This window comes from Azospirillum sp. B2RO_4 (genome assembly GCF_051124815.1).
Classification (GTDB): domain Bacteria; phylum Pseudomonadota; class Alphaproteobacteria; order Azospirillales; family Azospirillaceae; genus Azospirillum.
Genome location: NZ_CP118488.1, coordinates 548,210 through 571,703 on the forward strand (window position 1 = coordinate 548,210; position 23,494 = coordinate 571,703).

Genomic DNA, 23,494 nt, shown 5'->3' on the forward strand with positions numbered 1-23,494 from the left:
TCTGGACCGCCGTCATGCCGCATCATCTCGCCGTTCCGCTGTCCCGCCGCGCCCTCCTGCGTGCCGGAGGTGCCGCCGTCGCGGCGACGGCGCTCGGCGGGACCGGCTTGAAGGCCCCCGATGCGGGCGCGCTGAAGCCCGGCCTTGCCGGCCCGACGCCCGTCGCGTCGGCCGGCGATCTGGTCGAGGTCGAACTGGTCGCCAAGCAGCGGATGCAGCGCATTCTGCCCGAACCGGCGGAACCGTCGCCGCTCATCACCTATGCCGACCAGTTCCCCGGCCCGATCATCCGCATGCGCAAGGGCCAGCGGCTGCGCGCCACCTTGGTGAACGAGCTGGACGAGCACACCTCCGTACACTGGCACGGCATCCGCCTGCCGAATCTGGAAGACGGCGTGCCCTACCTGACCCAGCCGCCGACCAGGCCGGGCGAGCGCCATGTCTACGAGTTCACGCCGCCGGATGCCGGGTCCTTCTTCTTCCATCCCCATTGCAACACGGTGGAACTGCTGGGCCGCGGACTTGCCGGCGTCCTGATCGTCGAGGAGCCGGACGCGCCCAAGTTCGACGCGGACCTCGTCTGTCTGGTCAAGGACTGGCAGCTGGACAAGACCGGCAGGTTCGGCGTTTTCCAGACCGACCGCGGCGCCTCGCGCGCGGGCACCTTCGGCAGCGTGTCCACCGTCAACGGCGCCATCGACCCGGTGATCGAGGTGCCCACCAACGGCGACATCCGTGCCCGCCTCTACAACATCGACAACACCCGCGTCGTCGATCTGCGGGTGGAGGGGGCGGAGGCCTGGATCATCGCTGTCGACGGCAACCCGTTGCCGCCCCGCCCGCTGGACGGCTGGCCGATGGGTCCGGCGATGCGCATCGACGTGCTGTTCCGGGCGCCTGCCAAGGCTGGCCAGACCCTGCGGCTGACCAACGTCTATTCGGCCGAGCCGCGGCCGCTCGCCACCTTCCGCGCCGTCGGGCCCGCCCGGCCGAACAAGCGCTTCAAGCCGCGCGCCCTGCCCGCCTCCGCCATTCCGGAGCCGGACCTGAAGGACGCGCCGATCATCCCGATGGCCTTCTCCGCCACCGCGGTGGCGCAGAGCTTCGCCCCGGATGTGCTGGCCGGCCTGCCCTATGCCGACGCGCTCTGCCTGTCGGCGAAAACCTTCTGGGCGATCAACCAGCAGAGCTGGCCGGAGGGCGGGCACGAACGCCTGCCCCCGCCGCTGGTCACGCTGGAAAAGGGCCGCAGCTACATCTTCGAACTGGCCAACCTGACACCGCACCTGCACCCGATCCACATCCACGGCTACACCTTCAAGGTGCTGTCGTCCGACGGCCGCAAGGTGGTGCCCCACCATGCCGACACGGTGCTGCTGGAACCGAAGGAACGGCTGCGCGTGGCGATCAAGGCCGACAATCCCGGCGACTGGATGTTCCACTGCCACATCATCGAACACCAGGACACCGGCATGATGGGATACATCCGCGTTGCTTGAGAATCTATTCATGCGAGCAGATTTCCCTCTCCCCCCCGGGGAGAGGGTCAGGGTGAGGGGGCAGCATGGGCGCCCGCCCATGCCAGGGGATTGCCAAGGGGCAGAATGCCCCTTGGCGGCGCGCGACAGCGCGCCGGCCCTCACCCTCCCCACGCCTGCGGCGCGGGTCCCCCCCTCTCCCCGGGGGGGAGAGGGTATGTCGCTTCGCTCCGCCCTTACCGCCGCCCTCCTCCTCCTCCTCACCTCAACCGCCCACGCCGACAGCCTCGACAACCGCATCGGCGAGGCGCTGTTCCGCCGCATGTGGGTGGCGGCGCCCACCGCGACCCAGGCGGCGGACGGACTGGGACCGCTCTACAACGCCCGCTCCTGCGCCACCTGCCATCCGCGCGCCGGCGGCGGCCGGCCGCCCGATCCGGCGGTGGAGGGTGACCAGGGCGTCGGCTATGCGATCAAGCTGAACAGCGACCCGGTCTATGGCCGGCAGATCCAGTCAAACGCCACCCTCGGACAGGTGATCGAAGGCCGTCCCCGCGTCACCTACCGCGAGGAGGAGGTCCGCTTCGCCGACGGCGAGACCGTCCGCCTGCGCCACCCGACGCCGGTCATCGAGGATCTCGGCTATGGCCCGCTGGCCGAGGCGACGGTGATGTCGGCCCGCGTGCCGCCGCGCGTCCACGGCATGGGCCTGCTCGACCGCATTCCGGCCGAGGCCATCGAGGCCGAAGCCGCGCGGCAGCAAGCGTCGGGCGGTCCCGTCGCCGGGCGGGTGAACCATGTGACGGTGGACGGCAAGCGTCAGGTCGGCCGTTTCGGCTGGAAGGCGATGCATCCCACGCTGGACCATCAGGATGCGGAGGCCTTCAGCCTCGACATCGGCATGTCGACCCCGGCCTATCGCGAGCCCTGGGGCGACTGCACCCCGGCGCAGACCGCCTGCCGCGAGGCCCCGCACGGCGATTCCAAGCAATTCGAGGGGCTGGAAATTCCCAGCACCATCATCGGCCTGATCGACGGCTACCTGCGCGACCTGCCGCCCGACGGCAGCCTGAAGGCGCCGAAGGACAAGGCGGGGACCAAGCTGTTCGCCGACACCGGTTGTGCCGCCTGCCACCGTCCGTCCTGGCGCACGGCGGAAGACCCGGCCCATCCGGCCCTGTCCAACCGCGCGATCTTCCCGCACAGCGACATGCTTCTGCACGACCTCGGCCCGGCATTGGGGGACGAGCTGCCGATGGGCGAGGCGAAGGGATCGGACTGGCGCACCACGCCGCTGTGGGGGCTGAACCGGCTGGCGGCCAGGGACGGGCAGCTCTCGCTCCTGCATGACGGGCGCGCCCGCAGCGTCACCGAGGCGATCCTGTGGCACGGCGGCGAGGCGGAAGGGGCGAAGGAGCGATTCATGTCGCTGCCGGGCGAAGAGCGGAAACGGCTGGTGCGTTACGTGCTGGGTTTGTAAAGGAAGGGCGGGGGCCTCGATCCACACCAACGGCAGCCTCAACGGCAGAAGGGATTTGATCGTATGCGACGCCGCATAGTGCTTGGACTGATGTCGGCCGCCGCCGCAGTGGCGGCTCTGCTGCCGCGGACGCCGGCCTTCGCCGCCCGCCAGTCCGACAAGGACGCCGCCTTCCTGGGCGGCATGGTCCGCACCCATGCCCTGCCGCGCTTCGACGCGCTGGTTGCCGCTGCCAATGGTTATGTCGACACGCTCGACCGCTTCGCAGCAGATCCCACTGCCGGCGGCTTGGAGGAGGCGCGTGCGGCCCACACCAAGGTCACCGATGCCTGGGCCTCCGTTCAGCATCTGCGGCCCGGTCCGCTGACGATGAACCTGCGGGCCGACCGCATGTCCTTCTGGCCGGAGCGGCCGGGCGTGGTCCAGCGCCAGATCGGCCAGATCCTGCGCGACCATGACCCGAAGCTGCTGCAGCCGGGTGCGCTCGCCCGCCAGAGCGCGGCGGTGCAGGGTCTGACCGTGCTGGAGCGGCTGCTGTTCGACGAGGGCGTCACCGCCGACAACTTCACCGGCAGCGACGCCAAGAAATACCGCGGGCAGTTGGCCGTCGCCGCCGCCCGCAACATCGCCGCAATCGCGGCCGAAGCACGCGACGGCTGGAAGGAGCTGGAGGCGCCGCTCGCCGCCGGCCAGCCGACCGTCCTCGGCCCGACCGCCTCCGAAGCGGTCAACACGCTCTATTCCGCCGCCATCACCGCCATGCAGGTGGTGATCGACCAGAAGCTGATGGCTCCGCTCGGTGGCAGCATCGAGGACGCCAAGCCGTTGGTGGTGGAGGCGCTGCGCAGCGGCCGGTCGCTCCGCAACATCGCGCTGAACCTGGAGGGGCTGCGCGCCCTGCTGATGGGCGAGCATGGCGGGCCGGGCTTCGTCTCGCTGCTGCCGGCCAACGACGACGGCGCCACCGCCAAGCAGGCCATCGACGAGAGCTTCGCCGCCGCCATCGGCGCCGTCGAGGCGATCCCCGGCCCGCTGGACAAGGCGGTGACCGACCCCGCGACCCGCAAGAAGACGGAGAGCGCGCTGCGGCTGGTCAAGGCGGCGCGGGTGGAGATGCTGGGCACGCTGGCCCCGCTGCTGGACATCACGCTGGGCTTCAACGAACTGGACGGAGACTGACCATGGCGATGGACCGCAGGAACATCCTGGGCATGGTCGCCGGGCCGGTTTTCGGTGGGCGCGCTCTGGGTGGGCGCATTGTCGGCGGGCTGCTGGCCGTGCTGACCGGCAAGGCCCATGCGGCGGACGCGGGCACGCTCTACCTGAACGCCTATGCCACCGCCGGGGCGGAGCCGAGCTTCGGCGTCGCGGCGCTGGATCAAACCGGCAAGGTACTGTTCACCACCGCCACGCCCGGCCGCGCCCACGCCATCATGCCGCGCCCTGGCGTCGCCGAGGCGGTCGTCTTCGCCCGCCGGCCCGGCCGCTGGTTTCAGACCCTGTCGCTGGCCGACGGCACGCCCGGCCCGGTGGTGCGGGCACCCGACGACCGCCGCTTCACCGGCCATGGCGATTATTCCGCAGACGGCCGCATCCTCTATGTCGCCGAGGATGACGTCCCGCGCGAGGAGGGCGCCATCGGCGTCTATGACGCCACCGACGGCTATCGCCGGATCGGCGTCATCCCGACCCATGGACTTGGTCCGCACGAACTGATCCTGATGCGGGACGGCTCGACGCTGGCCGTGGCCAACGGCGGCGTCATCACCCACCCCGACACTGGCCGGGCCAAGCTGAACCTCGACAGCATGGACAGCTCGCTGACCTATGTCGAGGCGGCGACCGGCAAGCTGCTCGACAAGGTCCGCCTGCCGGAAGAGCACGCCAATCTCGGCATCCGCCACATCGCCCTGCTGGACGACGGCGGGGTCGCCTTCGGCGTGCAGGACGAGCGGCCCATCGGCATGCTGCAGCCCCTGGCCGGTGCCCACCGTCCCGGTAGTGGCGCGGTTCGTCTGTTCGACGCACCCGAGGATGTGCTGTCGCGCATGCAGGGCTACATCGGCAGTGTCGCGTCGGACGGCAGGACGGTGGCCGCCAGTTCACCGATGGGTGGACTCATCGGGCTGTGGAACGCGGCGGACGGGGCGTGGCTGGGCTCCACCGCGCTGGCCGACGGCTGCGGCCTCGCGCCGAACGGCGAGGGCTATCTGGCGACCAGCGGATTGGGCGTGATCGAGCCGGTGTCGGCCAGCGCTGAAGCGGGACCGGAGCGCAAGGCGCCGGCCTTCCGTTGGGACAACCACCTGACGCGGCGGGTGGCTTGAGGGGAGAGCTTTAAGAGGCGGCGTTCTGCCCCCTCCCTAACCCTCCCCCGCCCTTGGCGGGAGAGGGGACTGCCGCCGCTTCGCGTAAGGCACCCTCTCCCGCGAAGCGGGGGAGGGTTGGGGTGGGGGCATTCGAAGCCTGCGCCCTACCCCACCAGCGCCGCCGCATGGTGGCGCAGATGGTCCTCGATGAACGTGCTGATGAAGAAATAGCTATGGTCGTAGCCCGGCTGCATGCGCAGCGTGACCGGGTGTCCGACCTCCTGCGCCGCCGCGACCAGCGCCTCCGGCTTCAGCTGCGCCTCCAGGAAGCTGTCGCGGTCGCCCTGGTCGATCAGGATCGGCAGCCGCTCCGTCGCGGTCCTGATCAGCGCACAAGCGTCCCACTCCAGCCAGCGGCCTTGGTCCGGCCCCAGATAGCGCCCCAAGGCCTTTTCGCCCCACGGCACCGCCGCCGGATTGACGATGGGGGCGAAGGCCGACACCGCCTTGTAGAAGCCGGGGTGCTTCAGTGCGCAGACCAGCGCGCCATGCCCGCCCATCGAATGGCCGGCGATGGAGCGGCGGTCGGTGACGGAGAAATTCGCCTCGATCAGCGCCGGCAGTTCCCGTGTCACATAATCATGCATGCGGTAGTTGCGCGCCCAGGGTTCCTCGGTCGCATCGACATAGAAGCCGGCGCCCTGGCCGAAGTCCCAGGCGCCGTCGGGATCGCCGGGCACCCCCTCCCCGCGCGGGCTGGTGTCGGGGGCGACGATGGCGAGGCCAAGCTCCGCGGCGACGCGGAAGGCGCCGGCCTTCTGGGTGAAGTTCTCGTCGGTGCAGGTCAGGCCCGACAGCCAGTAGAACACCGGAACCTTCGCGCCGTCCTCCACCTGCGGCGGCAGGAAGATCGCGAAGGTCATCTCGCAATTCACCGCCGCGGACTGGTGCCGCACCCGTTTCAGCCGGCCGCCGAAGACGCGGGTTTCCGACAGGGTGGTCAGGGGGTCGGTCATGGAAACGCCTTTTGAAAAATCGATGGCGGGAAGGCTCCCTTCCCCGGTGCGGTGGCCCGGTGTGGAGAAGGGAGCCCTCGTCACCTTACTGATTGTAGAGGATGACGGAGCGGATGCTCTTGCCCTCATGCATCAGGTCGAAGGCGTGGTTGATGTCCTCCAGCCCCATGGTGTGGGTGATGAAGGTGTCCAGTTCGAACTCGCCGCGCAGGTAGCGCTCCACATACTCCGGCAGCTCCGACCGGCCCTTGACGCCGCCGAAGGCCGAACCGCGCCAGACGCGGCCGGTGACCAGCTGGAACGGACGGGTGGAGATCTCCTCGCCGGCGCCGGCGACGCCGATGATGACCGACTCGCCCCAGCCCTTGTGGCAGCATTCCAGCGCGGCGCGCATCACCTTGACGTTGCCGATGCACTCGAAGCTGTAATCGACGCCGCCGTCGGTCAGTTCGACCAGCACTTCCTGGATCGGGCGGTCGTAGTCCATCGGGTTGATGACGTCGGTGGCGCCCAGCTGCTTGGCGATCTCGAACTTCGACGGGTTGATGTCGACGCCGATGATGCGGCTGGCCTTCGCCATGGTGGCGCCGATGATGGCCGACAGGCCGATGCCGCCCAGGCCGAAGACGGCGACCGTCGAACCCGGCTCCACCTTCGCCGTGTTCATCACCGCGCCCATGCCGGTGGTGACGCCGCAGCCCAGCAGGCAGACCTTCTCCAGCGGGGCGGCCTTGTTGATCTTGGCGAGCGCGATCTCCGGCAGCACCGTGTATTCGGAGAAGGTCGAGGTGCCCATATAGTGGGCGATCTCCTTGCCCTTCAGGGAGAAGCGGCTGGTGCCGTCCGGCATCAGGCCCTTGCCCTGGGTGGCGCGGATCGCCTGGCAAAGGTTGGTCTTGCCGGACAGGCAGAATTTGCACTTGCCGCATTCCGGCGTGTAGAGCGGGATGACGTGGTCGCCGACCGCCACGGACGTGACGCCGGGGCCGACCTCCACCACCACGCCGCCGCCCTCATGGCCGAGGATGCAGGGGAACACGCCTTCGGAATCCTTGCCGGACAGCGTGTAGGCGTCGGTGTGGCAGACGCCGGTGGCGACGATGCGGACCATCACCTCGCCGGCCTTGGGCGCCGCGACCTCGACTTCTTCGATCTCCAGCGGACGGTTGGCTTCCCAGGCGACGGCGGCGCGTGACAGAACCATGTGGGTTTCCTTCCCCAATGCGGATGGCTTTTTGATTCCCACAGTGTAAACGCCTCGGGTCATTGCCAGAACGGCGATTTCGGGAATAGATTTTTGCGGTACGGGGATAATGCTGCGGGTTCAGGGTGTAATTCGATGAGCGGCTGGGACGGCATCGACGAGTTCGTGGCGGTGGCGGAGAGCGGCAGCTTCTCCCGCGCGGCGGAGCGGCTGCGCGTTTCCTCCTCCCATGTCAGCCGCAGCGTGGCGCGGCTGGAGGACCGGCTGCAGGCCCGCCTGTTCTACCGCACCACCCGAAAGGTCAGCCTGACCGAGAGCGGCCGGGCTTTCCTCGCCCGCTGCCAGCGCTTGGCGGAACAGCGGGACGATGCTTTCCTGGCGGTCGGCGCGCTGCAGGGCGGCGGCGACAGCGAGGTGAAGGGGCTGCTGCGCATGACCAGCGCCACCGCCTATGGCGAGCAGTTCATCATGCCGCTGATCAACGACCTGATGGAGCGCCACCCGCAACTGAGCATCGAAGTGGAGCTGACCAACCGCCAGCTCGATCTGGTGCAGGAGGGCTACGATCTGGCGATCCGGCTCGGCCGCCTCAGCGAATCGAGTCTGGTGGCGACGCGGATCGCCCCGCGCGTCATGCATCTGTGCGCCGCCCCGACCTATCTGGAGCGTCATGGCGCGCCCGACAGTCTGGCGAGCCTCGGCACCCATCAATGCCTGATCGGCACCACCGACCATTGGCTGTTCGACGACAACGGTCAGGACTGGCTGTTCCGTCCGCGCGGGCGCTGGCGCTGCAACAGCGGATTCTCGGTGCTGGACGCGGCACTGCGCGGGTTCGGGCTGTGCCAGTTGCCGGACTATTACGTGCGCGGGCCGGTGGCGGAGGGGCGGCTGGTTTCCCTGCTGGACCGGCACCGGCCGCCCAACACGGCGGTGTGGGCGGTCTATCCGCAGAAACGGCATGTGCCGGCGAAGGTGCATGCGGCCATACGCCACCTGAAGGACGGGCTGGCGCGGCGGCCGGAATACCGCTGATCCTCATCCAACCGGTCAACCCCGAGGCGGGACGGACAGGTCGAGTACTTCGTCGGCGAGCGCGAGGGTGGACGGGCGGTGGCTCGCCACCAGCACGGCGATGCCGCGGGCGCGCAGGTCGGCGAACAGGGCGGCCTGGATATCCTCGTCCAGCGCCGCGGTCGCCTCGTCGAGAACCAGGAGGTCCGGATCGCGGGCCATCGCGCGGGCGATCAGCAGCCGCTGCATGAACCCGGCCGGGAATGAGTCCTCGCCCACCAGCGTCTGGATGCCCATCGGCAAGGCCGCGATGTCGGTGTCGAGCCGAACCAGCCGCGCCGCCTCCCACGCACGCTCAGCCGGCAGCGGCGCCATGCCCAGGATGACCGACCTGATGGTCGCCACCCCGATCCGCTCGTCCTGCAGAACGGCGCCGACGCGGCCACGGGCGGCGCTGGCATTCAGACTGCGAAGGTCGCGGCCATTGACCCGCACAATTCCCGAATCCGGCCGAAGCAGGCCGAGGGCCAGCGCGATCAGGGTCGATTTCCCGCAGCCGGACGGGCCGGAAACCGCAACCACCTGTCCCCGCGCAAGGCCGAGCGACACGCCGCGCAGGCAAGGTGCCGGCGCCCCCGGATGGGTGAAGGTCACGTCGCAGAGGGCCAGGCGCTCAATTGGTCCGGGATCGGGCGCGCCGGGCGGACTGTCGGGCGCCGCCGCCAGCAGCGGGCGCAGGGGGGCGATCAGTTCGTCATCGGGAAGCTGGCCGAACGCTTCCGCCAAGCCCAGCACCGCCCGCACCGCCGGCAACGCCGCCAAGGCTGCGGCGGCTGCGACGGGCAGGCCGCTGCCCTCCGGCATCGCCAGTCCGCCGATCAGGAGCGGCACTCCCAGCATCAGGGCCTGTGCGACCGCATCGGCGTCTGCCCTGCATGCCGCCGCGAGGCCGACCTGGGCGGACAGCCTGCGCAAGGCCGACATCGCCCGATCGGTCGCCCACGAATCGGTCCCCAGCAGGCGAAGCTGCGGCAGGCTGGCGGCGGGCAACTCGATCCGGTGCCAGGAAGCCGCCGCCGCATCCCTCCCCACCCGCCGTGCCCGGGCGGAGCGTCGCAGGAGCCACGCGCGCAGCAGCCCGCCGACGACGGCAACGCATCCGCCCGCCAACGCCGGCCAAGGCGCAACCCACCCCATCACTGCCAGTGCAGGCGCCAGCCGGATCAATGTCTCGATCAATGCTTGGCGACGTGCGACCGCCTGCTGCATCGCGGTGATGCCGTCGCGCAGCCGGTCTTCCTGAACCGCACCGGGGACCGCCCGCAGCATGCCGGGCAGGACGGCCAGAAGCCGCTCCCACAGCAGGCCATGCAACCCGAGGTCGGATGCAGCGCCGGAGCGTGCCGAGGCCACCCGCCGCACCCGTTCGCACAGTCCGGCCGCTGACGCCGCGAGCAGGAGAACCACAGTCAGGGCCGCGACCGCCGTCGCACCGCCCGCCAAGGCGCGCTCGCCCAGCAGCAGCACCGCCACTGCCGGCAGCACCGCCGCCACGCCACCGCCTGACGCCGCGAGGACCGCCAGCATCCGGTCGGCACGACCCTCGGACAGCGCACCCCTCAGCCAGCGCTCAGGCGCCAGAGGCTCGACACCTCCGGCGCGGACGGGCGCGCAGGCATCGGGGGAAAGCGTGGCGGCGAGAGTGGCATCCAGCGGGCGGGACCGGCCGTCGGCATCCTCCAGGCGATAGCCGTCACGCCGGTCGGGGAGCAGCAGCACCGCTCCGCCATCGGACTGCCGGAAGGCCAGAAGCGGCCCCTGGTCGCGCTGCCACCAGGGCGTCGTTCCCCGGCTGCCCGGCGACAAGCGCACCCGGCGCAGGCGCAGTCCGAAGGCCGGGGCCGCCGCACGCAATGCCGCTTCCCGGCCGCCATGGCGGATCAGCTTGCGCAGTCCGTCGACGATGTCGTCTGCCCCACCGATCACGACGTCCTCTCCGCCCCGGCCGCCGGTTGGTCGAGGTCAAGGCGGTGTTCACAGCCCTCCAGCGTCTCCGGGCGACGGCTGGTCACCAGGATGACGCGGTCGATTCGCCGCATCCCGTCGAGGATCGAAGACGCCAGATCGGGCTCCAGCGCATCCAGTGCATCGTCGATCACCAGCAGGACCGGGTTGCGCAGAAGCGCCCGCGCCAGGGCGAGCCGGCGCCGCTGTCCGCCGCTGAGTTCCGGGCCGCCTTCCGCGAGTTCCAGGGAAAGGCCGCCGCGCGGCTCCAGATCGCTCCACAGCCGGACCTGTTCCAGCGCCGCCACCAACGCCGCATCGGTTGCGGAGAGGTCGCCGACCCGCAGATTTTCGGCGACCGTGCCGGCGATCACCGGACTGGAGCGGTCGACCAGGGCCACCGCGCCGGGACATTGGCGGGCAACCATCGCCACCGGCCGACCGTCCAGCAGAACGCATCCGGACGAAGGGTCCAGCAGGCCGCAGGCGAGCTTGGCCAACACCGACTTGCCGGAACCGGAGGGGCCGCAAACCCCCAGCCGTTCTCCCGGTTCGAGGTGCAGTTCGACTTCGGACAGGACCGGCGGCCCCTGCGGCGACGGTTGGAAGCCGGCGGACCGGATGCACAGCCGGGCGGCCGGGCGCTCCGCCGCCGGGGGATGCTCCGCCTCGGTTGCCGCCGCCTCCAGATCGTCGAGGCGATGCAGGGCGGCTTTCAAATCCTGCAACGCCGGCATGATCGGGTCCAGACGCAGGAGCTGCCGATGGGCCGCCAGTGTCAGCGCGGCAAGGGTCACCACTCCACCGCTGCCGATCCGTCCGGCGGCGAGGCTCGTCAGCAACACAGCGGCAAGGCCAACACCGGCGATGCCGGTGAGCGCGCCCATGAGCCGCGCATGGCGGGCCACCGACTTCTGCCCCCAGATGGTCTGCATGGCATGACGGCCGGCAAGCTGGGCCAGAACCTCGCCATCGCGGCCGCCGGTCCTGTGGGTGTCGAGTGTCGTGATGGTTCCGCCATCCGGAACCACCGGTGCCGGAGCATGCCCGCGTGCTGCCACGGCACCGCGCCGGAGATGGACCCCGCCGAGTACGGTCAGGGCCGCGATGACGCTCAGCAGCAACGCCGCCCCGGCCCACCCATCGATCCAAAGCGCGGCACCGACCGGCAGGACCAGCAGCGGCAGTTCCACCAGTTGCATGATGGCGCCGATGTGCCGTTGCAGCGCGCCGCCCGCCAGCAGCACCTCCAGCACCTGTGCCGCATCCCGGCGGGCGAACCAGACGGCGGGCATCCGCCGAAGCCGGACGAACACGCCGGCAGCGCTATCGTCAACGAGCCGCCGCCCCAAAAACGCGGTCAGCCGGTCCCGGCCCCAGCCGGCGGCGACCACGGCGGCACCAGCGCCCGTCAGCGGGATCAGGCCGGTGGCGCCTTCGGCCCAACTCCCGGCCGCGACTGCGGCTCCCACAACGGCGGCGCGGCCAAGGGCGGCGGACAACAGAATGGCGGCAACGGTGCCCGCTTGCGGCCGAAGCCGTTTTGCCAGCGCCCGCGCCGGTGTAAGCGGACGCCAAGCCCCTTGCGGACGGTGTGCGCCGGGCTCCGGCGGCTGGATGGTGATGGCGATGCCGGTGAAGGAGCAGTCGACCTCGTCCCAGCCCATGACATGCGGGCCGCCGCCGGGGTCGTTGACCAGAAGTCCGTCGCGGGTCTCGGCCTCCACCACCACGAAATGGATGAAGCGGCTGTGGGCGATCAGGGGAAAGCCGAGGGAGGACAGGCGATCCGGCTCGCTGCGGAAGGCGCGGGCGACCATGCCGTGGTCGCGGGCGATGCGGATCAGGGTGCGGGCATTGACGCCGAGCCGGGTCGATCCCGCTTCCGCCCGCAGCTGCTCCAGCGGCACCGGCCGGCCGCGATGGGCCAGCATGATGCCGAGCGCGGCCAGACCGCACTCCGCGATCTCGCCCTGGCGCAGTTCGGGCGTCGCCGTCCGTCTCCGGCCATGCCCTTGACCTAGGCGGGAAAAACCCGATGGTGGGAAGTTGCTCATTCTTGCCGGGCGTTGCGTCCGCGTGGATACACTCCGCAGGACGCAACGCCTGCCGGTTCGGAAGACCTCAGCGGCCGAAGCCGGAACCCTTCTTCACGTCCTTCTGGCCGAACCCGACGGGCGGGAAGCCGCCGGCGACCATGTCCAGTTCCTCGTCGCTCAGTTCCGACTGGCTGTCTTCGGCCGGAACGGCGAGCAGTTCCCCATCGGTCTCGACCAGCCGCATCGGCATCGGCAGATCGACGTCGTAATGGCGCTTCACGGCCGCGTTCAGGTCGGCCTGAGCCTCCGCACGGAAGGCATCGTCGGTCTTCAGACGCTCCGCCGCTGCGGCGATGGCATCGGCGCCGTACATCTTTTCGAAGTCAATGCTGCTCATTTCGAAAACACTCCAGTTGGCGATTGGATGAAAGGCTGATGGACACTCTGCGGCGCGGTTACGGCGACCCGGCCGCGGGTTGGCGGATCATCTCGAAGGTCTCGTCCACCCGCAGCGAAATCGGGGCGAAGCGGCGGCGGACCAGCGACATCATGCGGGGGAACATGGTGCCGAACATTGCGATGGAGGTCGGACCGAAGGCGGCCACCTGTCGAGCATAGGCGTGCCAATAGGCGCCGACCAGCATTCCCGTATGCCAGAGCGACCGCGCCAGATAGGCGCTGCGGTAATCGATCGCCGGCCGGTCGCGATAGCCGTCGAGCGGCACGCTGTCCGCCCGCTCCGCCAGGACCCAGCCGACCAGGACGCCCTGCCGGCGCACAGCAATGGAACAGGCGGGTTCGATCCGCTCGGCACGGACATCGGGATGCATCAGGGGATGATGGTCGGGCTCCGCCGCCAGCGCGGCGACGGCGGCACGGTCGTCGGCGTCCGGCGTCCGCCAGGCATCGAAGCTGAACCCGCCGGGATCGCGCAGCCGGCCGGCCAGCGACGGCCAGTTGCCGACCGCTTCCACCATCGGCGCCGCCTCTCCGATCGCCCGGACATGGGTCAGGCGCGGCGCGGTCCAGCCGGCCGCCGACAGGGTCGCGGCCAGTGCGGCGCGTTCCGGCAGCTTGTCCGAAAAGGCGGTAATCAGACCGCTGGCCCCCGCCGCCGCGGCGGCCCTCCCCCACCCCGCGGCAAGAGTCCGGCCGATGCCACGGTTGCGCAGACTGCGCGCGACCGTCAGCGACAGCAGCCTTGCCCCATCATCCTGGATCTGCCCGAGCGCCAGCCCGGCCGGCAGCCCGCCGACCGTGGCGCCGACGGCCACCCAGGGCGCCTCCAGATGATCCAGCACCGGGGCCAGCCGGGGAAAACCGAGAGTGGCGAAAGCGACCGCATTGCCGGACAACGGCGCGACGTGAAGGCCGGCAATGCCGCCATTCGGCGCCGTGACATCGTTCATCCCAACCCGATCCTTCACGCCAGCGATCCCGATCATGCACACTCTGGAAGAGATGGAGACCCTGCGAAGTCCGCTGGACAATCCGGATGCTCTCTAACCATTATGCGTGCGAAACAAAGGGTTGCAAGCAATAAGCGGTGTCAGGACTGACATGGAACTGTTTCAGCTCCACAACGAAATTTCTTTCGATTCAACGCCGGCGCGCATGCCGAAGCCGGCAGGACAGGGTGTCGAGTGAGCCGGACCGAAGCCGGACCGCAGGGTGCCGAACGGCTGTTCCGCCGCGAGGCGCTGGAGCGTCTTACGACAACCGAGGATATCGACCAGCCGCCGACCCTGGTCAGCCCGCGCGGGCTGCGGCTGCACCTGCTGCTTGCCGTCCTATGCATCATGGCGGCGGTCGCGGTCCTGGCTGCCGTCGCCTGATTTCCGGTCAGCAGCCCGCTCAGCCATGGTGGCGCAGGTAGGCGTTCGGATCGCACAGCTCGCCCAGCGCCATCGCGCGGGCTCGATGGATGTGCTGCATCAGCACGTCGCGGAACTCCTGCGCGGTCAGGTCGCTCCATTCCGGCGTCTCGCCGGCGAAGGTCATCTGCGCGGCGGTCGCTTCGAACAGGCGCAGCCATTCGTCGGCCTTGCCGGCCGGATCGTCGTCCTTGCGGAACATCTCCGCCATCATCTTGGTCATCAGTGTGCCAAGCGCCAGCAGGTTCACATGCAGCAGCATGTTGCCCAGCATCACATCGGGTTTCTCGTCGAGCATGGGTCCGTCACTCCGGGCGATGTCTTGACGCTTCACACGGACGGCGGGGCGAAAGCTGGCGCGAATTCATCGGCAAAAAAAAGAGGCCCCTCCCCGCGGGTGCGGAAAGGGGCCAGGGTCGGGAGGACGCCCGAGAGGAAAGGGCCAGAGAAAAAAGGGAATGAGGTCAGGCGTGCGCACCGGCCCCCTGGACCGCAGACTTCGGCGCCGCCGCCGTCGCGGCCACCGGCCTCTTCAGGATGCGCAACGCCAGCGCGGTCACCACGGTGCCGACCACCAGTGCCACCACATAGCCCAGCAGATGCGTCACCGCGTTCGGGATCGGCAGGACGAAGATGCCGCCATGGGGCACCTTCAACTCAGCCCCCACCGCCATGGAAATGGCGCCGGTCAGCGCGCCGCCGATCATCAGCGCCGGGATGACGCGCAGCGGATCGCGGGCGGCGAAGGGAATGGCGCCTTCGGTGATGAAGGCGATGCCCAGCACGGCGGCGGCATTGCCGGCCTCGCGCTCCTCAGGGGTGAAGCGGTCGCCGAACAGCTTGGTGGCCAGCGCCAGACCCAGCGGCGGCACCATGCCGGCGGCCATGGCGGCGGCCATCGGGGTATAGACCTGCGAGGCGATCAGACCGGTGGAGAAGGCATAGGCCGCCTTGTTGACCGGACCACCCATGTCGAAGGCCATCATCGCCCCGATCAGCAGGCCGAGCAGGATGGCGCTGCTGCCCTGCATGCCCTTCAGCCAGGCGCTCATCCAGGCCAGCGCCTCGGCGACGGGGGTGCCGACGACGTAGATCATCAGCAGGCCGGTCAGCAGCGATCCCAGCAGCGGCAGGATCAGCACCGGCTTCAGCCCTTCCAGGTTGCGGTGCAGCTTGATGTGCCGGTTGAGAAAGGCGGTGCCGTAGCCGGCGATGAAGCCGGCGACGATGCCTCCGAGGAAGCCGGCGCCGATGCTGCCCGCCAGCATGCCGCCCACCATGCCGGGGGCGATGCCGGGGCGGTCGGCGATGGAATAGGCGATGTAGCCGGCCAGCGCCGGCACCATCAGGGCGAAGGCCCCCTTGGCGCCGATCTGGAACAGGGCATAGCCCAGCGTCCCGGCGTTGGATTCCTCATAGACGTAGATGCCGCCCAGCGCGAAGGCGAGCGCGATCAGCAGGCCGCCCGTCACCACGAAGGGCAGCATGAAGGACACGCCGGTCATCAGATGCTTGTAGGGGCCGGTGCGCTGGGCCGACCGCTCCGCCTTGCCGGCGGCGACGGCGTCGGCCAAGGGAACTGCCGAGCCGTGCGTCTTCGCCTCGGCCAGGGCGCGGTTGACCAGCGCCTTGCCGTCGTTGATGGCGGGCTTGGTGCCGCTGAGGAACACGCGCTTGCCGACGAAGCGCGACAGGTCGATCTGGGTATCGGCGGCGATCAGCACGACGTCCGCCTCGCGGATCTCGTCGTCCGTCAGCGTGTCGCGAGCGCCGACGGAACCCTGCGTCTCGACCCGGACCTTGTGGCCCAGAGCGGTCGCCGCCTGCTGGATGCCCTCGGCCGCCATGAAGGTATGGGCGATGCCCGTCGGGCAGGAGGTGATGGCGACGATCCTGCGCGACGCCGATGCCGCCGAAGGAGCGGCAGCGGGAGAGGCGGAACCGAGCACGCTGTCCAGCACGGCGCCGGGGTTGCCCAGCACCTCGTCCAGCGACGCGGAAACGCGCTTGACCGCGCCGAATCGTGCCTCATCCAGATCGCCGCCGCCGACCAGGATCACGCCGTCCGCCGTCGCCGGTGCTGCGGCATCGAGCGGCGATTGGATGCCGAGGCTCGTGCGGATTTCCACCTGGATTCGGTGGCCGGCCGACGATGCCGCCTTGCGCAACGCTTCAGCGGCCAGAACAGCCTGGGTGGTGAGGTCTCCCGCCGCGATCACTGCCAACAGGTTCGCCATTGTTTCCTCCTCGCGGGTTTGTGCCCCCGCCTGTCGCTCTATTGAATTGTGTCCGATGCCGCCGGCCGGCCAGGTGAGCCGGGTCAGTCCAGCCCGGTCAGGGTCACCTGTGCCGCAAGCGCCCGCACCGTCGCCGGATCGGGCAGGTTGGGACCGAAGCAGCCGAGCTTGGCGGCAGCGAAGGCCACCGACAGCCGGGCCACATCCTCCAGCCCGCCATCCTGCTGGAAGGCAGCGATCAGTCCCGCCACCATCGCGTCACCCGCGCCGACGGTGCTCAGCGCCTGGACCGGCGGCAACCGGCCATGCAGGGCGCGGGCGCCATCCACGAAGAGAGCGCCGTCCGCCCCCAGCGACACCACCACCACCGATACGCCGCGCCGCTGCAGTCCACGTGCGGCGTCCAGAAGGTCGGCATCGGTCGGCAGCGGCCGGCCGGCCCAATCCTCCAGCTCGTGCCGGTTGGGCTTGATGCAATGGGGGAGCGCGCCGGTGGAGGCCAATGCCGCCGTCAGCGGCGCCCCGCTGCTGTCCAGCACCACGCGGGCCCCGGCCGCAGTCAGATCGGCGGTCAGCACGGCGTAGCTGTCGGTGGGCAGCCCGTCCGGCAGGCTGCCGGCCAGCAGGACCGGGATGCCCGGCTCCGCCAGCCGACGGACCGCTTCCTGCACGCGGCCGAGCGCGCCGGGGTCGGCGGTGAGTCCCGGCAGGTTGATGTCAGTCGTGTCGTTCGCCGCAAGGTCGGCGATCTTGATGTTGACGCGCGTTTCGCCCGGCAGCCGCAGGAAGGCGTCGGCGATGCCCTTCGCCTGGAACAGCGCCTCGAACGGCGCCGCGTTGTCGGCGCCGAGCAGCCCGGTGGCGACCACCGGCGTGCCCCAGTCGGCGAGGCAGCTGGCGACGTTGACGCCCTTGCCGCCGGCATTGTGACGCACCGCCTTGGCGCGATGGACGCTGCCGGGCTTCAGCGCCTCGACCGTGATGGTCTGGTCGATGGCCGGGTTCAGCGTGACGGTGACGACGGGATTCTTCATGACGCCTCTCCCTCCAGCGCGCGCACCTCGTCGGAGGATTCGCAGTCCAGCGCCCGTTGGGCCAGCGCCCGCAGTCCGGCGAGGTCGCTGTCGCGCAGCTTGTCCTTGACGCCGGGAATGTCGCGCGGGGTCATCGACAGCTCGCGGACACCGAGGCCGGCCAGCAGGGCGGCGCCGAACGGATCGCCGGCGATGCCGCCGCAGACGCCGACCCAGCGGCCATGCTTCTCGGCCCCCTCTACCGTCATGCGGATCAGGCGCAGCACCGACGGGTGCAGGCTGTCGGCTTCCGCCGCCAGTTCGGGATGCTGGCGGTCGACGGCCAGCGCGTATTGCGTCAGGTCGTTGGTGCCGATGGAAAAGAAATCGACATGGCGGGCCAGCACGTCGGCCTGGATGGCAGCGGCCGGCACCTCGACCATGATACCCAGCGGCACCGCCGGGGCATCCAGTTCCGCCCGGATGCGGTCGCAGACGGCGCGCAGAGCCTCGATCTCGCGCAGCGTGGTGATCATCGGGAACATGATCAGCAGCGCATCCGGCTTCGCCCCCTTTGCGGCGCGGTAGAGGGCGCGCAACTGCGGTTCCAGCAGTTCCGGATGGCGCAGCAGCAGGCGGGCGCCCCGCACGCCGAGGAAGGGGTTTTCCTCGTGCGGCAACTGCAGGTGCGGCACCTGCTTGTCGCCGCCGATGTCGAGCGCGCGGACGATCAGCGGACGGCCGTCCAGCGCCTCCAGCATGGCGCGGTAGGTCTGGTACTGCTCCTCCTCGCTGGGGGCGTCGCCGCGCTCCAGGAACAGGAATTCGGTGCGCATCAGGCCGACGCCTTCGGCACCCTGGGACAGAGCCACCGGCACCTGATCCGGACGGTTGACGTTGGCGCCGATCTCCACCGTGTGGCCGTCGCGGGTGCGGGCGGGCAGGCCGCGCCGTTCCTCCTGCTGAGCCTTCTTCACGCGCTGTTCCTCGATCCAGCCATGGGCGGCGGCGAGGTCGGCGTCCGTGGGCTCCAGATAGAGGCGGCCGGACTGGCCGTCGAGGATGGCGGTGGTGCCGTTGGCAATCTCGGTCAGCGCGCCGCCGCCCGCCACCATGGCCGGCATCCCCAGCGTGCGCGCCAGGATCGCGGTGTGGGAGGTCGGACCACCCTGCGCCGTCGCCAGACCGATGACGCGGCCCATGTCGAGTGCCGCGGTGTCGGACGGCGACAGGTCGTCGGCGACCAGGATGCAGGGGGTGTCCGGCAGGTCACGGATGGAGCCGCCGCGCAGGTCCGGATCGATGCGGGTCAGCACCCGGCGGCCGACGTCGCGCAGGTCGGCGGCACGGCCGGCCAGCACCGGGTTGGCGTTGGCGGCCAGCTTGGCGGCACTGCGCTCCACCGCCTCGTTCCACGACCAGCCGGGGCCATGCCCCTCCACCATCAGCTGGCAGGCGAGCGTGATGACGTCGGTGTCGTTCAGAAGCTCCGCTTGCGCCGCGAAAATTCCCGCTTCGGCGGGGCCGAGCCGGCGGGCGGTGTCGTCGGCCAGCGCCTTCAGCTGCTGGCGGGTCAGGTTCAGTGCCTCGTGCAGGCGGTTGCCGCCTTCCAGCAGCGGAGCCGGACGGTCAGGAACCGTCAGGTCTGCCTTCGGCATCACATGCACCGGCCCGATGGCAAGGCCGGGGCTGGCGCCGACCCCGGCGACCACCGGCATCTCGCGCCCGGCCGCGGGCGGCGGGGTCCAGCCCTGCACCACCGCCTTCGCCTTGCGCGCCGCGGCGGCGGCGTCCGCCTTCTCCCGCGCGCTCAGGCCGGTGATGGTGGCGCGCAGGCGGTTCAGCACGGCGCGCGCTTCGGGGCCGTCGGCGGACACGGTGATGCGGTCGCCGGGACGCAGACCAAGCTGCAGCAGCGCCACCAGCGTCTTGCCGTCGGCGGTTTCCTCGCCGTGGCGCACGCGGACCCGGCCGGCGGCGGCGCGTGCGGTCTCGACCCAGGCGGCGGCGGGGCGGGCATGCAAGCCGGTCGGGTAATCGACCACCCATTCGAAGCTCTCGGCGAGGTCGCCGGCCTCTGACGCGGGCGTGGCCGGCGCGGCGCTTTCGTCCGACAGGGCGGCGGCGAGGTCGGCGGGATCGGCTGTGGTGAACAGGGCGTTCAGCCGCGCCTCGTCCTGCATCAGGCGGGTCAGGCGGCGCAGGATGGCGATGTGGGCATCGGACTGGGCGGCGATGGCGACGACCAGCCGGGCGGTCTGCCCGTCGTTCCAGAGCACGCCGTCCGGCACCTGCAGGATGGCGATGCCGTTGCGGCGGACCAGATTGCGGTCGTCGACCATGCCGTGCGGAATGGCGACGCCATGGCCGAGGAAGGTGTTCGCCACCGATTCACGGCGGATCATGCTGTCGGCATAGGCGGGGTCGATGCAGCCCGCGGCGATCAGCAGCTGCGCCGCCTCGCGGATCGCCGCCTCCTTCCCGGCCGGGGCGGCGCCCAGGCGGATCAGATCGGGGGGAAGGCTCAAGGGGTGCGTGTCGGTGGCCATGGCAACCGTCTCCTCCGCAGGGTTCTTGTCTGTCCTCTTGATGCTCAGTGAAAACGATTACAGTCGGACTGTCAACGGCTGCCGCAATGCAACATCGGCACTTTTTTGGATGAGCTGCTTGTCAATCACGCTAAAATGAGGAATGCTTCCGGCATCTAACTGGAAACGTTTTCAGAAATCGCCGTTGTCCGATCCTGTTCTGGTCATGGCGGGCCGCGCACGGCTAAGATCGCCTCCCCTTACGGGGCATTCCCTACCACCACTGGTTTGCAGATGAACGCCTCCGGCAAGACCGCCAGCATCAAGGACGTGGCCCTGGCCGCCGGCGTATCCGTCGCCACCGTGTCGCGGGTGCTGAGCAACGGCCCGGTCAGCGAGGCGTTGCGCAAGCGGGTGGAGGATGCGGTGCGCGCCACCGGCTACCGCCCCAACCTGTCGGCACGGCGGCTGCGCTCGCAGCATTCGCAGACCATCGGGCTGGTGGTGTCCGACATCCGCAACCCCTTCTTCACCGCCGTCAGCCGCGCGGTGGAGGATGCGGCCTATCGCGCCGGCATGCGCGTGATCCTGTGCAACAGCGACGAGAATCCGGAGCGGGAGGAACTGTACCTGCGCCTGATGCAGGAGGAGCGGATCACCGGCCTGATCTTCGCCCCGACCCGCGCGACGCTCGACCGGCTCGACACGCTCGACCTCGACTTTCCCGTCGTATTGATCGACCGCAACGCGCCGACCGCCCGCCACGACGCCGTGGTCCTGGACAACCCGCGCGCCGCGGCCATGCTGGTTGAGCATCTGCACGCCCAAGGCTATCGCCGCATCGCCGGCCTGTTCGGCAACACCAGCACCACCGGACAGGAGCGGTACGAGGGCTATCGCGCCGCCATGTCGGCCCGCGGCCTGGCGCCGGCCGCCCGCTTCCTCGCTCCCTATGCCGATGCGGCGGAGGCGGCGGTGGTTGACTGGATGGCGGAGCGCGACCGGCCGGAGGCCTTCATCGTCAGCAACAGCCTGTTCCTGATGGGTGTGGTGAAGGCTGCCCGCCGGCTGGAACTGCCGATCCCCGACGGGCTGGCGGTTGCCGGATTCGACAACGAACCCTGGACCGAACTGGTCGGCCCCGGCCTGACCGTCATCGAGCAGCCGGTGCAGGACATCGGCCAGTCGGCGATGGCCCTGCTGTTCGAACGGCTGGAAGCGCCGGACCGCCCCCGCCGCCGCCTCGTCCTGGGCGGCACCTGCATCGTGCGCGGCTCAACCGCCGCGCGGATGGCCGACGCCGACTGAACCGGCAGGACTGAACCGGCACGTCCCGCCGCGAGCGGGCGAACGGCCCCGCCGCAACCTTTTGTGGACCGCTCCGACCGGGCGGGATCCGGTGCCCGCATCGAACGGGCTGAGACAGCTTCGCTGCACCCGGCAGCGAAACGCAACCGCGCTTTCCCCTCCCCTCTCGTGTGCCGCCCGCCCGGCAATGGACTACTCCCGATGCCGGAACATGGGCGTTGCCGATAACCGTTGCCCGAAAGATACGCTAATACCCCCAGTTCCCGGCAACGGATGATCAAAGAAAAATACTCCCCCGGTGTGCGGGAAGAACAGTTCCGAAAGCGGCGTTGACCGTCGTCCAACACCCCACTACCGTTCAGTTTGCAATGCACAACAAAAATGCTCGCCTGAGCTAATAACGGTGACCATAAATCACTGTTCCACTCCGCGGGAATTTTTAAGCTAACCAAGTAAATGTTGGGGCATCCAACTAAATCTTGATGGCTTTCATGACCCATGATGGTCGTCCGCCGATGGCGGCCAGCCTGCCGACAAAACAAGAAACACGGATTCGGGGGAAGACGCGGTGCGCACACTTCAGGGACTTCGACGGGGGTGAAGGCGCGATGCTGAAAGGTCTGACCGGACGCAAGGCGGCGGCGATAGGGGGCGGCTTCGCCCGGCACGGCGTGACGACTGTACTCGTCACCGCCGCCACGATGGCGCTCGGGCTGCTGACGGGAATCCTCGTCGCCCGCACCATCGGGCCGGAGGGTCGGGGGGCGCTGACCGCCGTCCTCACCACCATACAGATGCTGGGCTGGCTGTTCGGCATGGGCTGCGGCAAGGCGGTCACCTACGCGCTGTCGCGGGACCATTCGGCCGGCGGCCGGCTGCTGAGCACCTGGGTGCTGATCCTGCTGCCGCTGGCGGGGCTGGCGATCGCCACCGGTTATCTGCTGCTGCCGCTGCTGCTGGCCGCGCAGCCGGTGCAGACGCTGGAACTGGCGCGGCTCTACCTGCCGATGATCGCCATGGCCCTGCTGGCGGAGCTGATGCTGGGGCTGATCCTGGGCGATCAGGACTTCCGCAGCTTCAACGCGCTGAACTTCATCCAGCCGGCCGGCGTCGCCACCCTCTACGCCATCCTTTGGGTTGCCGGCCACTTCACGGTGGAGGCCGCCGTCATCGTGCAGGCGGCAATGAGCACGCTGGTGCTGGTCGTGGCCACGGTCCTGCTGGTCCGCCGCCACGGGATCGGCCGTCCCGACCCGGCACTAGGCCGGCAGACCGTCTGGTACGCGCTGCGCACCCATGGCGACGTGGTCGGCGGCGTCATCACCCAGCGGCTGGATCTTCTGATCATCCCCGCCTTTCTGCCGGCGGTCCAGGTCGGGCTCTACGCGCTCGCGACCAGCCTGTCCTGGCTGATCGTCAGCCTGTCCAGCGCGCTTGCCACCGTCGTGATGCCCGCCGCCACCCGACGGGGCCAGTCGGGACGGGCGCTGGTGCTGAACAGCCTGCAGGTGACCTTCGCCATCGGCGGGCTGCTCGGCGGCGGGCTGTTCGTCTTCGCCGACATCGCCATCGGGCTGGTCTACGGCGCATCCTTCGCCGACAGCGCGCTTCCGCTGCGGCTTCTGCTGCCGGGTGCCGTTCTCTACGCCGCCGCGTCGATCCTGCTGAACGGGCTCTATGCGGAGAACCGGCCCTTCACCGCCACCATGGCCAACCTGCTGGGCATGCTGGTCACGCTGGGAGGCCTGCTGCTGTTCCTGCGCAGCGGCGGGATCCTGGCCGCGGCCATCGTCTCCACGGTGGCCTATACGCTGGTGTTCGCCACCGCGGCGACCCTGTACCGGCGGGCGACCGGACTGCCCTGGCGTGTCTTCCTTCCCGATCCGGCGATCCTCGCGGCCCTGCCGCGGCGCCTGCTCGCTCTCGCCAAACCGTCTCCGGCGACCGCCGCTCCGGCCGGACCCGCAGGCAAATGACCGAACCTACAGGA

Annotated in this window: 18 protein-coding genes; 8 read left to right on the top strand and 10 right to left on the bottom strand. The window is 69.8% G+C overall.

Going from position 1 to position 23,494, the window contains the following annotated elements; translation table 11 throughout:
* The first annotated feature begins 14 nt into the window (after positions 1 to 14).
* The 4 genes from PWS46_RS23070 (at position 15) to PWS46_RS23085 (ending at position 5,285) form a co-directional block, all read left to right on the top strand.
* Positions 15 to 1,499: a multicopper oxidase family protein gene (locus tag PWS46_RS23070; RefSeq protein WP_434623192.1), complete on the top strand. Its 1,485-nt coding sequence runs from the start codon at positions 15 to 17 to the stop codon at positions 1,497 to 1,499.
* Positions 1,500 to 1,695: 196 nt separating this feature from the next.
* Entirely contained in the window at positions 1,696 to 2,958 is a 1,263-nt protein-coding gene (locus tag PWS46_RS23075; RefSeq protein WP_434623193.1) for a di-heme oxidoredictase family protein, read from the top strand.
* 63 nt (positions 2,959 to 3,021) lie between these two features.
* Positions 3,022 to 4,137 carry an imelysin family protein gene (locus tag PWS46_RS23080; protein ID WP_434623194.1) on the top strand — a complete coding sequence of 372 codons (1,116 nt, stop codon included), beginning with the start codon at positions 3,022 to 3,024 and terminating at the stop codon, positions 4,135 to 4,137.
* Between the two features lie 2 nt (positions 4,138 to 4,139).
* Positions 4,140 to 5,285: a DUF1513 domain-containing protein gene (locus tag PWS46_RS23085; protein WP_434623195.1), complete on the top strand. Its 1,146-nt coding sequence runs from the start codon at positions 4,140 to 4,142 to the stop codon at positions 5,283 to 5,285.
* A gap of 146 nt (positions 5,286 to 5,431) precedes the next feature.
* Here PWS46_RS23085 and fghA read toward each other — a convergent pair whose 3' ends face one another.
* Both fghA and PWS46_RS23095 read right to left on the bottom strand, forming a co-directional pair.
* The gene (gene fghA, locus PWS46_RS23090) at positions 5,432 to 6,283 is read right to left on the bottom strand and encodes an S-formylglutathione hydrolase (RefSeq protein WP_434623196.1); all 852 of its coding nucleotides are present in this window, start codon (positions 6,281 to 6,283) and stop codon (positions 5,432 to 5,434) included.
* An 85-nt stretch (positions 6,284 to 6,368) separates the two neighbouring features.
* Positions 6,369 to 7,487, bottom strand: a complete 1,119-nt coding sequence (locus PWS46_RS23095; RefSeq protein WP_434623197.1) for an S-(hydroxymethyl)glutathione dehydrogenase/class III alcohol dehydrogenase — start codon at positions 7,485 to 7,487, stop codon at positions 6,369 to 6,371.
* A gap of 135 nt (positions 7,488 to 7,622) precedes the next feature.
* Here PWS46_RS23095 and PWS46_RS23100 point away from each other — a divergent pair, with 135 nt between their 5' ends.
* Positions 7,623 to 8,522 carry a LysR substrate-binding domain-containing protein gene (locus PWS46_RS23100; protein ID WP_434623198.1) on the top strand — a complete coding sequence of 300 codons (900 nt, stop codon included), beginning with the start codon at positions 7,623 to 7,625 and terminating at the stop codon, positions 8,520 to 8,522.
* 15 nt (positions 8,523 to 8,537) lie between these two features.
* Here the strand turns inward: PWS46_RS23100 and PWS46_RS23105 are convergent, their stop codons facing one another.
* The 4 genes from PWS46_RS23105 to PWS46_RS23120 all read right to left on the bottom strand — a co-directional run bounded on the left by PWS46_RS23105 (position 8,538) and on the right by PWS46_RS23120 (position 13,953).
* The gene (locus tag PWS46_RS23105) at positions 8,538 to 10,487 is read right to left on the bottom strand and encodes an ATP-binding cassette domain-containing protein (RefSeq protein ID WP_434623199.1); all 1,950 of its coding nucleotides are present in this window, start codon (positions 10,485 to 10,487) and stop codon (positions 8,538 to 8,540) included.
* Positions 10,484 to 12,562 (bottom strand): cysteine peptidase family C39 domain-containing protein, encoded by a 2,079-nt coding sequence (locus PWS46_RS23110; protein WP_434623200.1) that lies wholly within the window; start codon positions 12,560 to 12,562, stop codon positions 10,484 to 10,486. Before PWS46_RS23110 ends, PWS46_RS23105 begins: the two co-directional genes overlap by 4 nt.
* 67 nt (positions 12,563 to 12,629) lie before the next feature.
* Positions 12,630 to 12,941 carry a hypothetical protein gene (locus PWS46_RS23115; RefSeq protein WP_434623202.1) on the bottom strand — a complete coding sequence of 104 codons (312 nt, stop codon included), beginning with the start codon at positions 12,939 to 12,941 and terminating at the stop codon, positions 12,630 to 12,632.
* Between the two features lie 58 nt (positions 12,942 to 12,999).
* A complete protein-coding gene (locus PWS46_RS23120; protein WP_434623203.1) occupies positions 13,000 to 13,953 on the bottom strand; it encodes a hypothetical protein in 954 nt (317 codons plus the stop codon).
* Positions 13,954 to 14,187: 234 nt separating this feature from the next.
* On the opposite strand from PWS46_RS23120, the gene PWS46_RS23125 reads away from it, so the two are divergent.
* Complete coding sequence (locus tag PWS46_RS23125) at positions 14,188 to 14,379, top strand: hypothetical protein (protein WP_434623204.1); 192 nt, start codon at positions 14,188 to 14,190, stop codon at positions 14,377 to 14,379.
* Positions 14,380 to 14,398: 19 nt separating this feature from the next.
* Here the strand turns inward: PWS46_RS23125 and PWS46_RS23130 are convergent, their stop codons facing one another.
* The 4 genes from PWS46_RS23130 to ptsP form a co-directional block, all read right to left on the bottom strand.
* Positions 14,399 to 14,716 carry a hypothetical protein gene (locus PWS46_RS23130; protein ID WP_434623205.1) on the bottom strand — a complete coding sequence of 106 codons (318 nt, stop codon included), beginning with the start codon at positions 14,714 to 14,716 and terminating at the stop codon, positions 14,399 to 14,401.
* A gap of 166 nt (positions 14,717 to 14,882) precedes the next feature.
* A complete protein-coding gene (locus tag PWS46_RS23135) occupies positions 14,883 to 16,655 on the bottom strand; it encodes a fructose-specific PTS transporter subunit EIIC (protein WP_434623206.1) in 1,773 nt (590 codons plus the stop codon).
* An 83-nt stretch (positions 16,656 to 16,738) separates the two neighbouring features.
* Positions 16,739 to 17,689, bottom strand: a complete 951-nt coding sequence (gene pfkB / locus PWS46_RS23140) for a 1-phosphofructokinase (RefSeq protein ID WP_434623207.1) — start codon at positions 17,687 to 17,689, stop codon at positions 16,739 to 16,741.
* A complete protein-coding gene (gene ptsP / locus PWS46_RS23145; RefSeq protein ID WP_434623208.1) occupies positions 17,686 to 20,217 on the bottom strand; it encodes a phosphoenolpyruvate--protein phosphotransferase in 2,532 nt (843 codons plus the stop codon). The genes pfkB and ptsP overlap by 4 nt, the downstream gene beginning before the upstream one ends.
* A gap of 273 nt (positions 20,218 to 20,490) precedes the next feature.
* Between ptsP and PWS46_RS23150 the strand changes: the two genes are divergently transcribed.
* Together PWS46_RS23150 and PWS46_RS23155 are read left to right on the top strand one after the other, a co-directional pair.
* Complete coding sequence (locus tag PWS46_RS23150) at positions 20,491 to 21,504, top strand: LacI family DNA-binding transcriptional regulator (protein WP_434623209.1); 1,014 nt, start codon at positions 20,491 to 20,493, stop codon at positions 21,502 to 21,504.
* A 608-nt stretch (positions 21,505 to 22,112) separates the two neighbouring features.
* Positions 22,113 to 23,480 (top strand): oligosaccharide flippase family protein, encoded by a 1,368-nt coding sequence (locus PWS46_RS23155; protein ID WP_434623210.1) that lies wholly within the window; start codon positions 22,113 to 22,115, stop codon positions 23,478 to 23,480.
* Positions 23,481 to 23,494 lie beyond the last annotated feature (14 nt).

Coding starts and splice junctions, on each gene's coding strand:
- pfkB (WP_434623207.1), bottom strand. CDS start 17,689: ATGAAGAATCCCGTCGTCACCGTCACGCTGAACCCGGCCATCGACCAG.
- PWS46_RS23075 (WP_434623193.1), top strand. CDS start 1,696: ATGTCGCTTCGCTCCGCCCTTACCGCCGCCCTCCTCCTCCTCCTCACC.
- PWS46_RS23150 (WP_434623209.1), top strand. CDS start 20,491: ATGAACGCCTCCGGCAAGACCGCCAGCATCAAGGACGTGGCCCTGGCC.
- fghA (WP_434623196.1), bottom strand. CDS start 6,283: ATGACCGACCCCCTGACCACCCTGTCGGAAACCCGCGTCTTCGGCGGC.
- PWS46_RS23095 (WP_434623197.1), bottom strand. CDS start 7,487: ATGGTTCTGTCACGCGCCGCCGTCGCCTGGGAAGCCAACCGTCCGCTG.
- PWS46_RS23115 (WP_434623202.1), bottom strand. CDS start 12,941: ATGAGCAGCATTGACTTCGAAAAGATGTACGGCGCCGATGCCATCGCC.
- PWS46_RS23080 (WP_434623194.1), top strand. CDS start 3,022: ATGCGACGCCGCATAGTGCTTGGACTGATGTCGGCCGCCGCCGCAGTG.
- PWS46_RS23135 (WP_434623206.1), bottom strand. CDS start 16,655: ATGGCGAACCTGTTGGCAGTGATCGCGGCGGGAGACCTCACCACCCAG.
- PWS46_RS23085 (WP_434623195.1), top strand. CDS start 4,140: ATGGCGATGGACCGCAGGAACATCCTGGGCATGGTCGCCGGGCCGGTT.
- PWS46_RS23130 (WP_434623205.1), bottom strand. CDS start 14,716: ATGCTCGACGAGAAACCCGATGTGATGCTGGGCAACATGCTGCTGCAT.
- ptsP (WP_434623208.1), bottom strand. CDS start 20,217: ATGGCCACCGACACGCACCCCTTGAGCCTTCCCCCCGATCTGATCCGC.
- PWS46_RS23120 (WP_434623203.1), bottom strand. CDS start 13,953: ATGAACGATGTCACGGCGCCGAATGGCGGCATTGCCGGCCTTCACGTC.
- PWS46_RS23110 (WP_434623200.1), bottom strand. CDS start 12,562: ATGAGCAACTTCCCACCATCGGGTTTTTCCCGCCTAGGTCAAGGGCAT.
- PWS46_RS23155 (WP_434623210.1), top strand. CDS start 22,113: ATGCTGAAAGGTCTGACCGGACGCAAGGCGGCGGCGATAGGGGGCGGC.
- PWS46_RS23100 (WP_434623198.1), top strand. CDS start 7,623: ATGAGCGGCTGGGACGGCATCGACGAGTTCGTGGCGGTGGCGGAGAGC.
- PWS46_RS23070 (WP_434623192.1), top strand. CDS start 15: ATGCCGCATCATCTCGCCGTTCCGCTGTCCCGCCGCGCCCTCCTGCGT.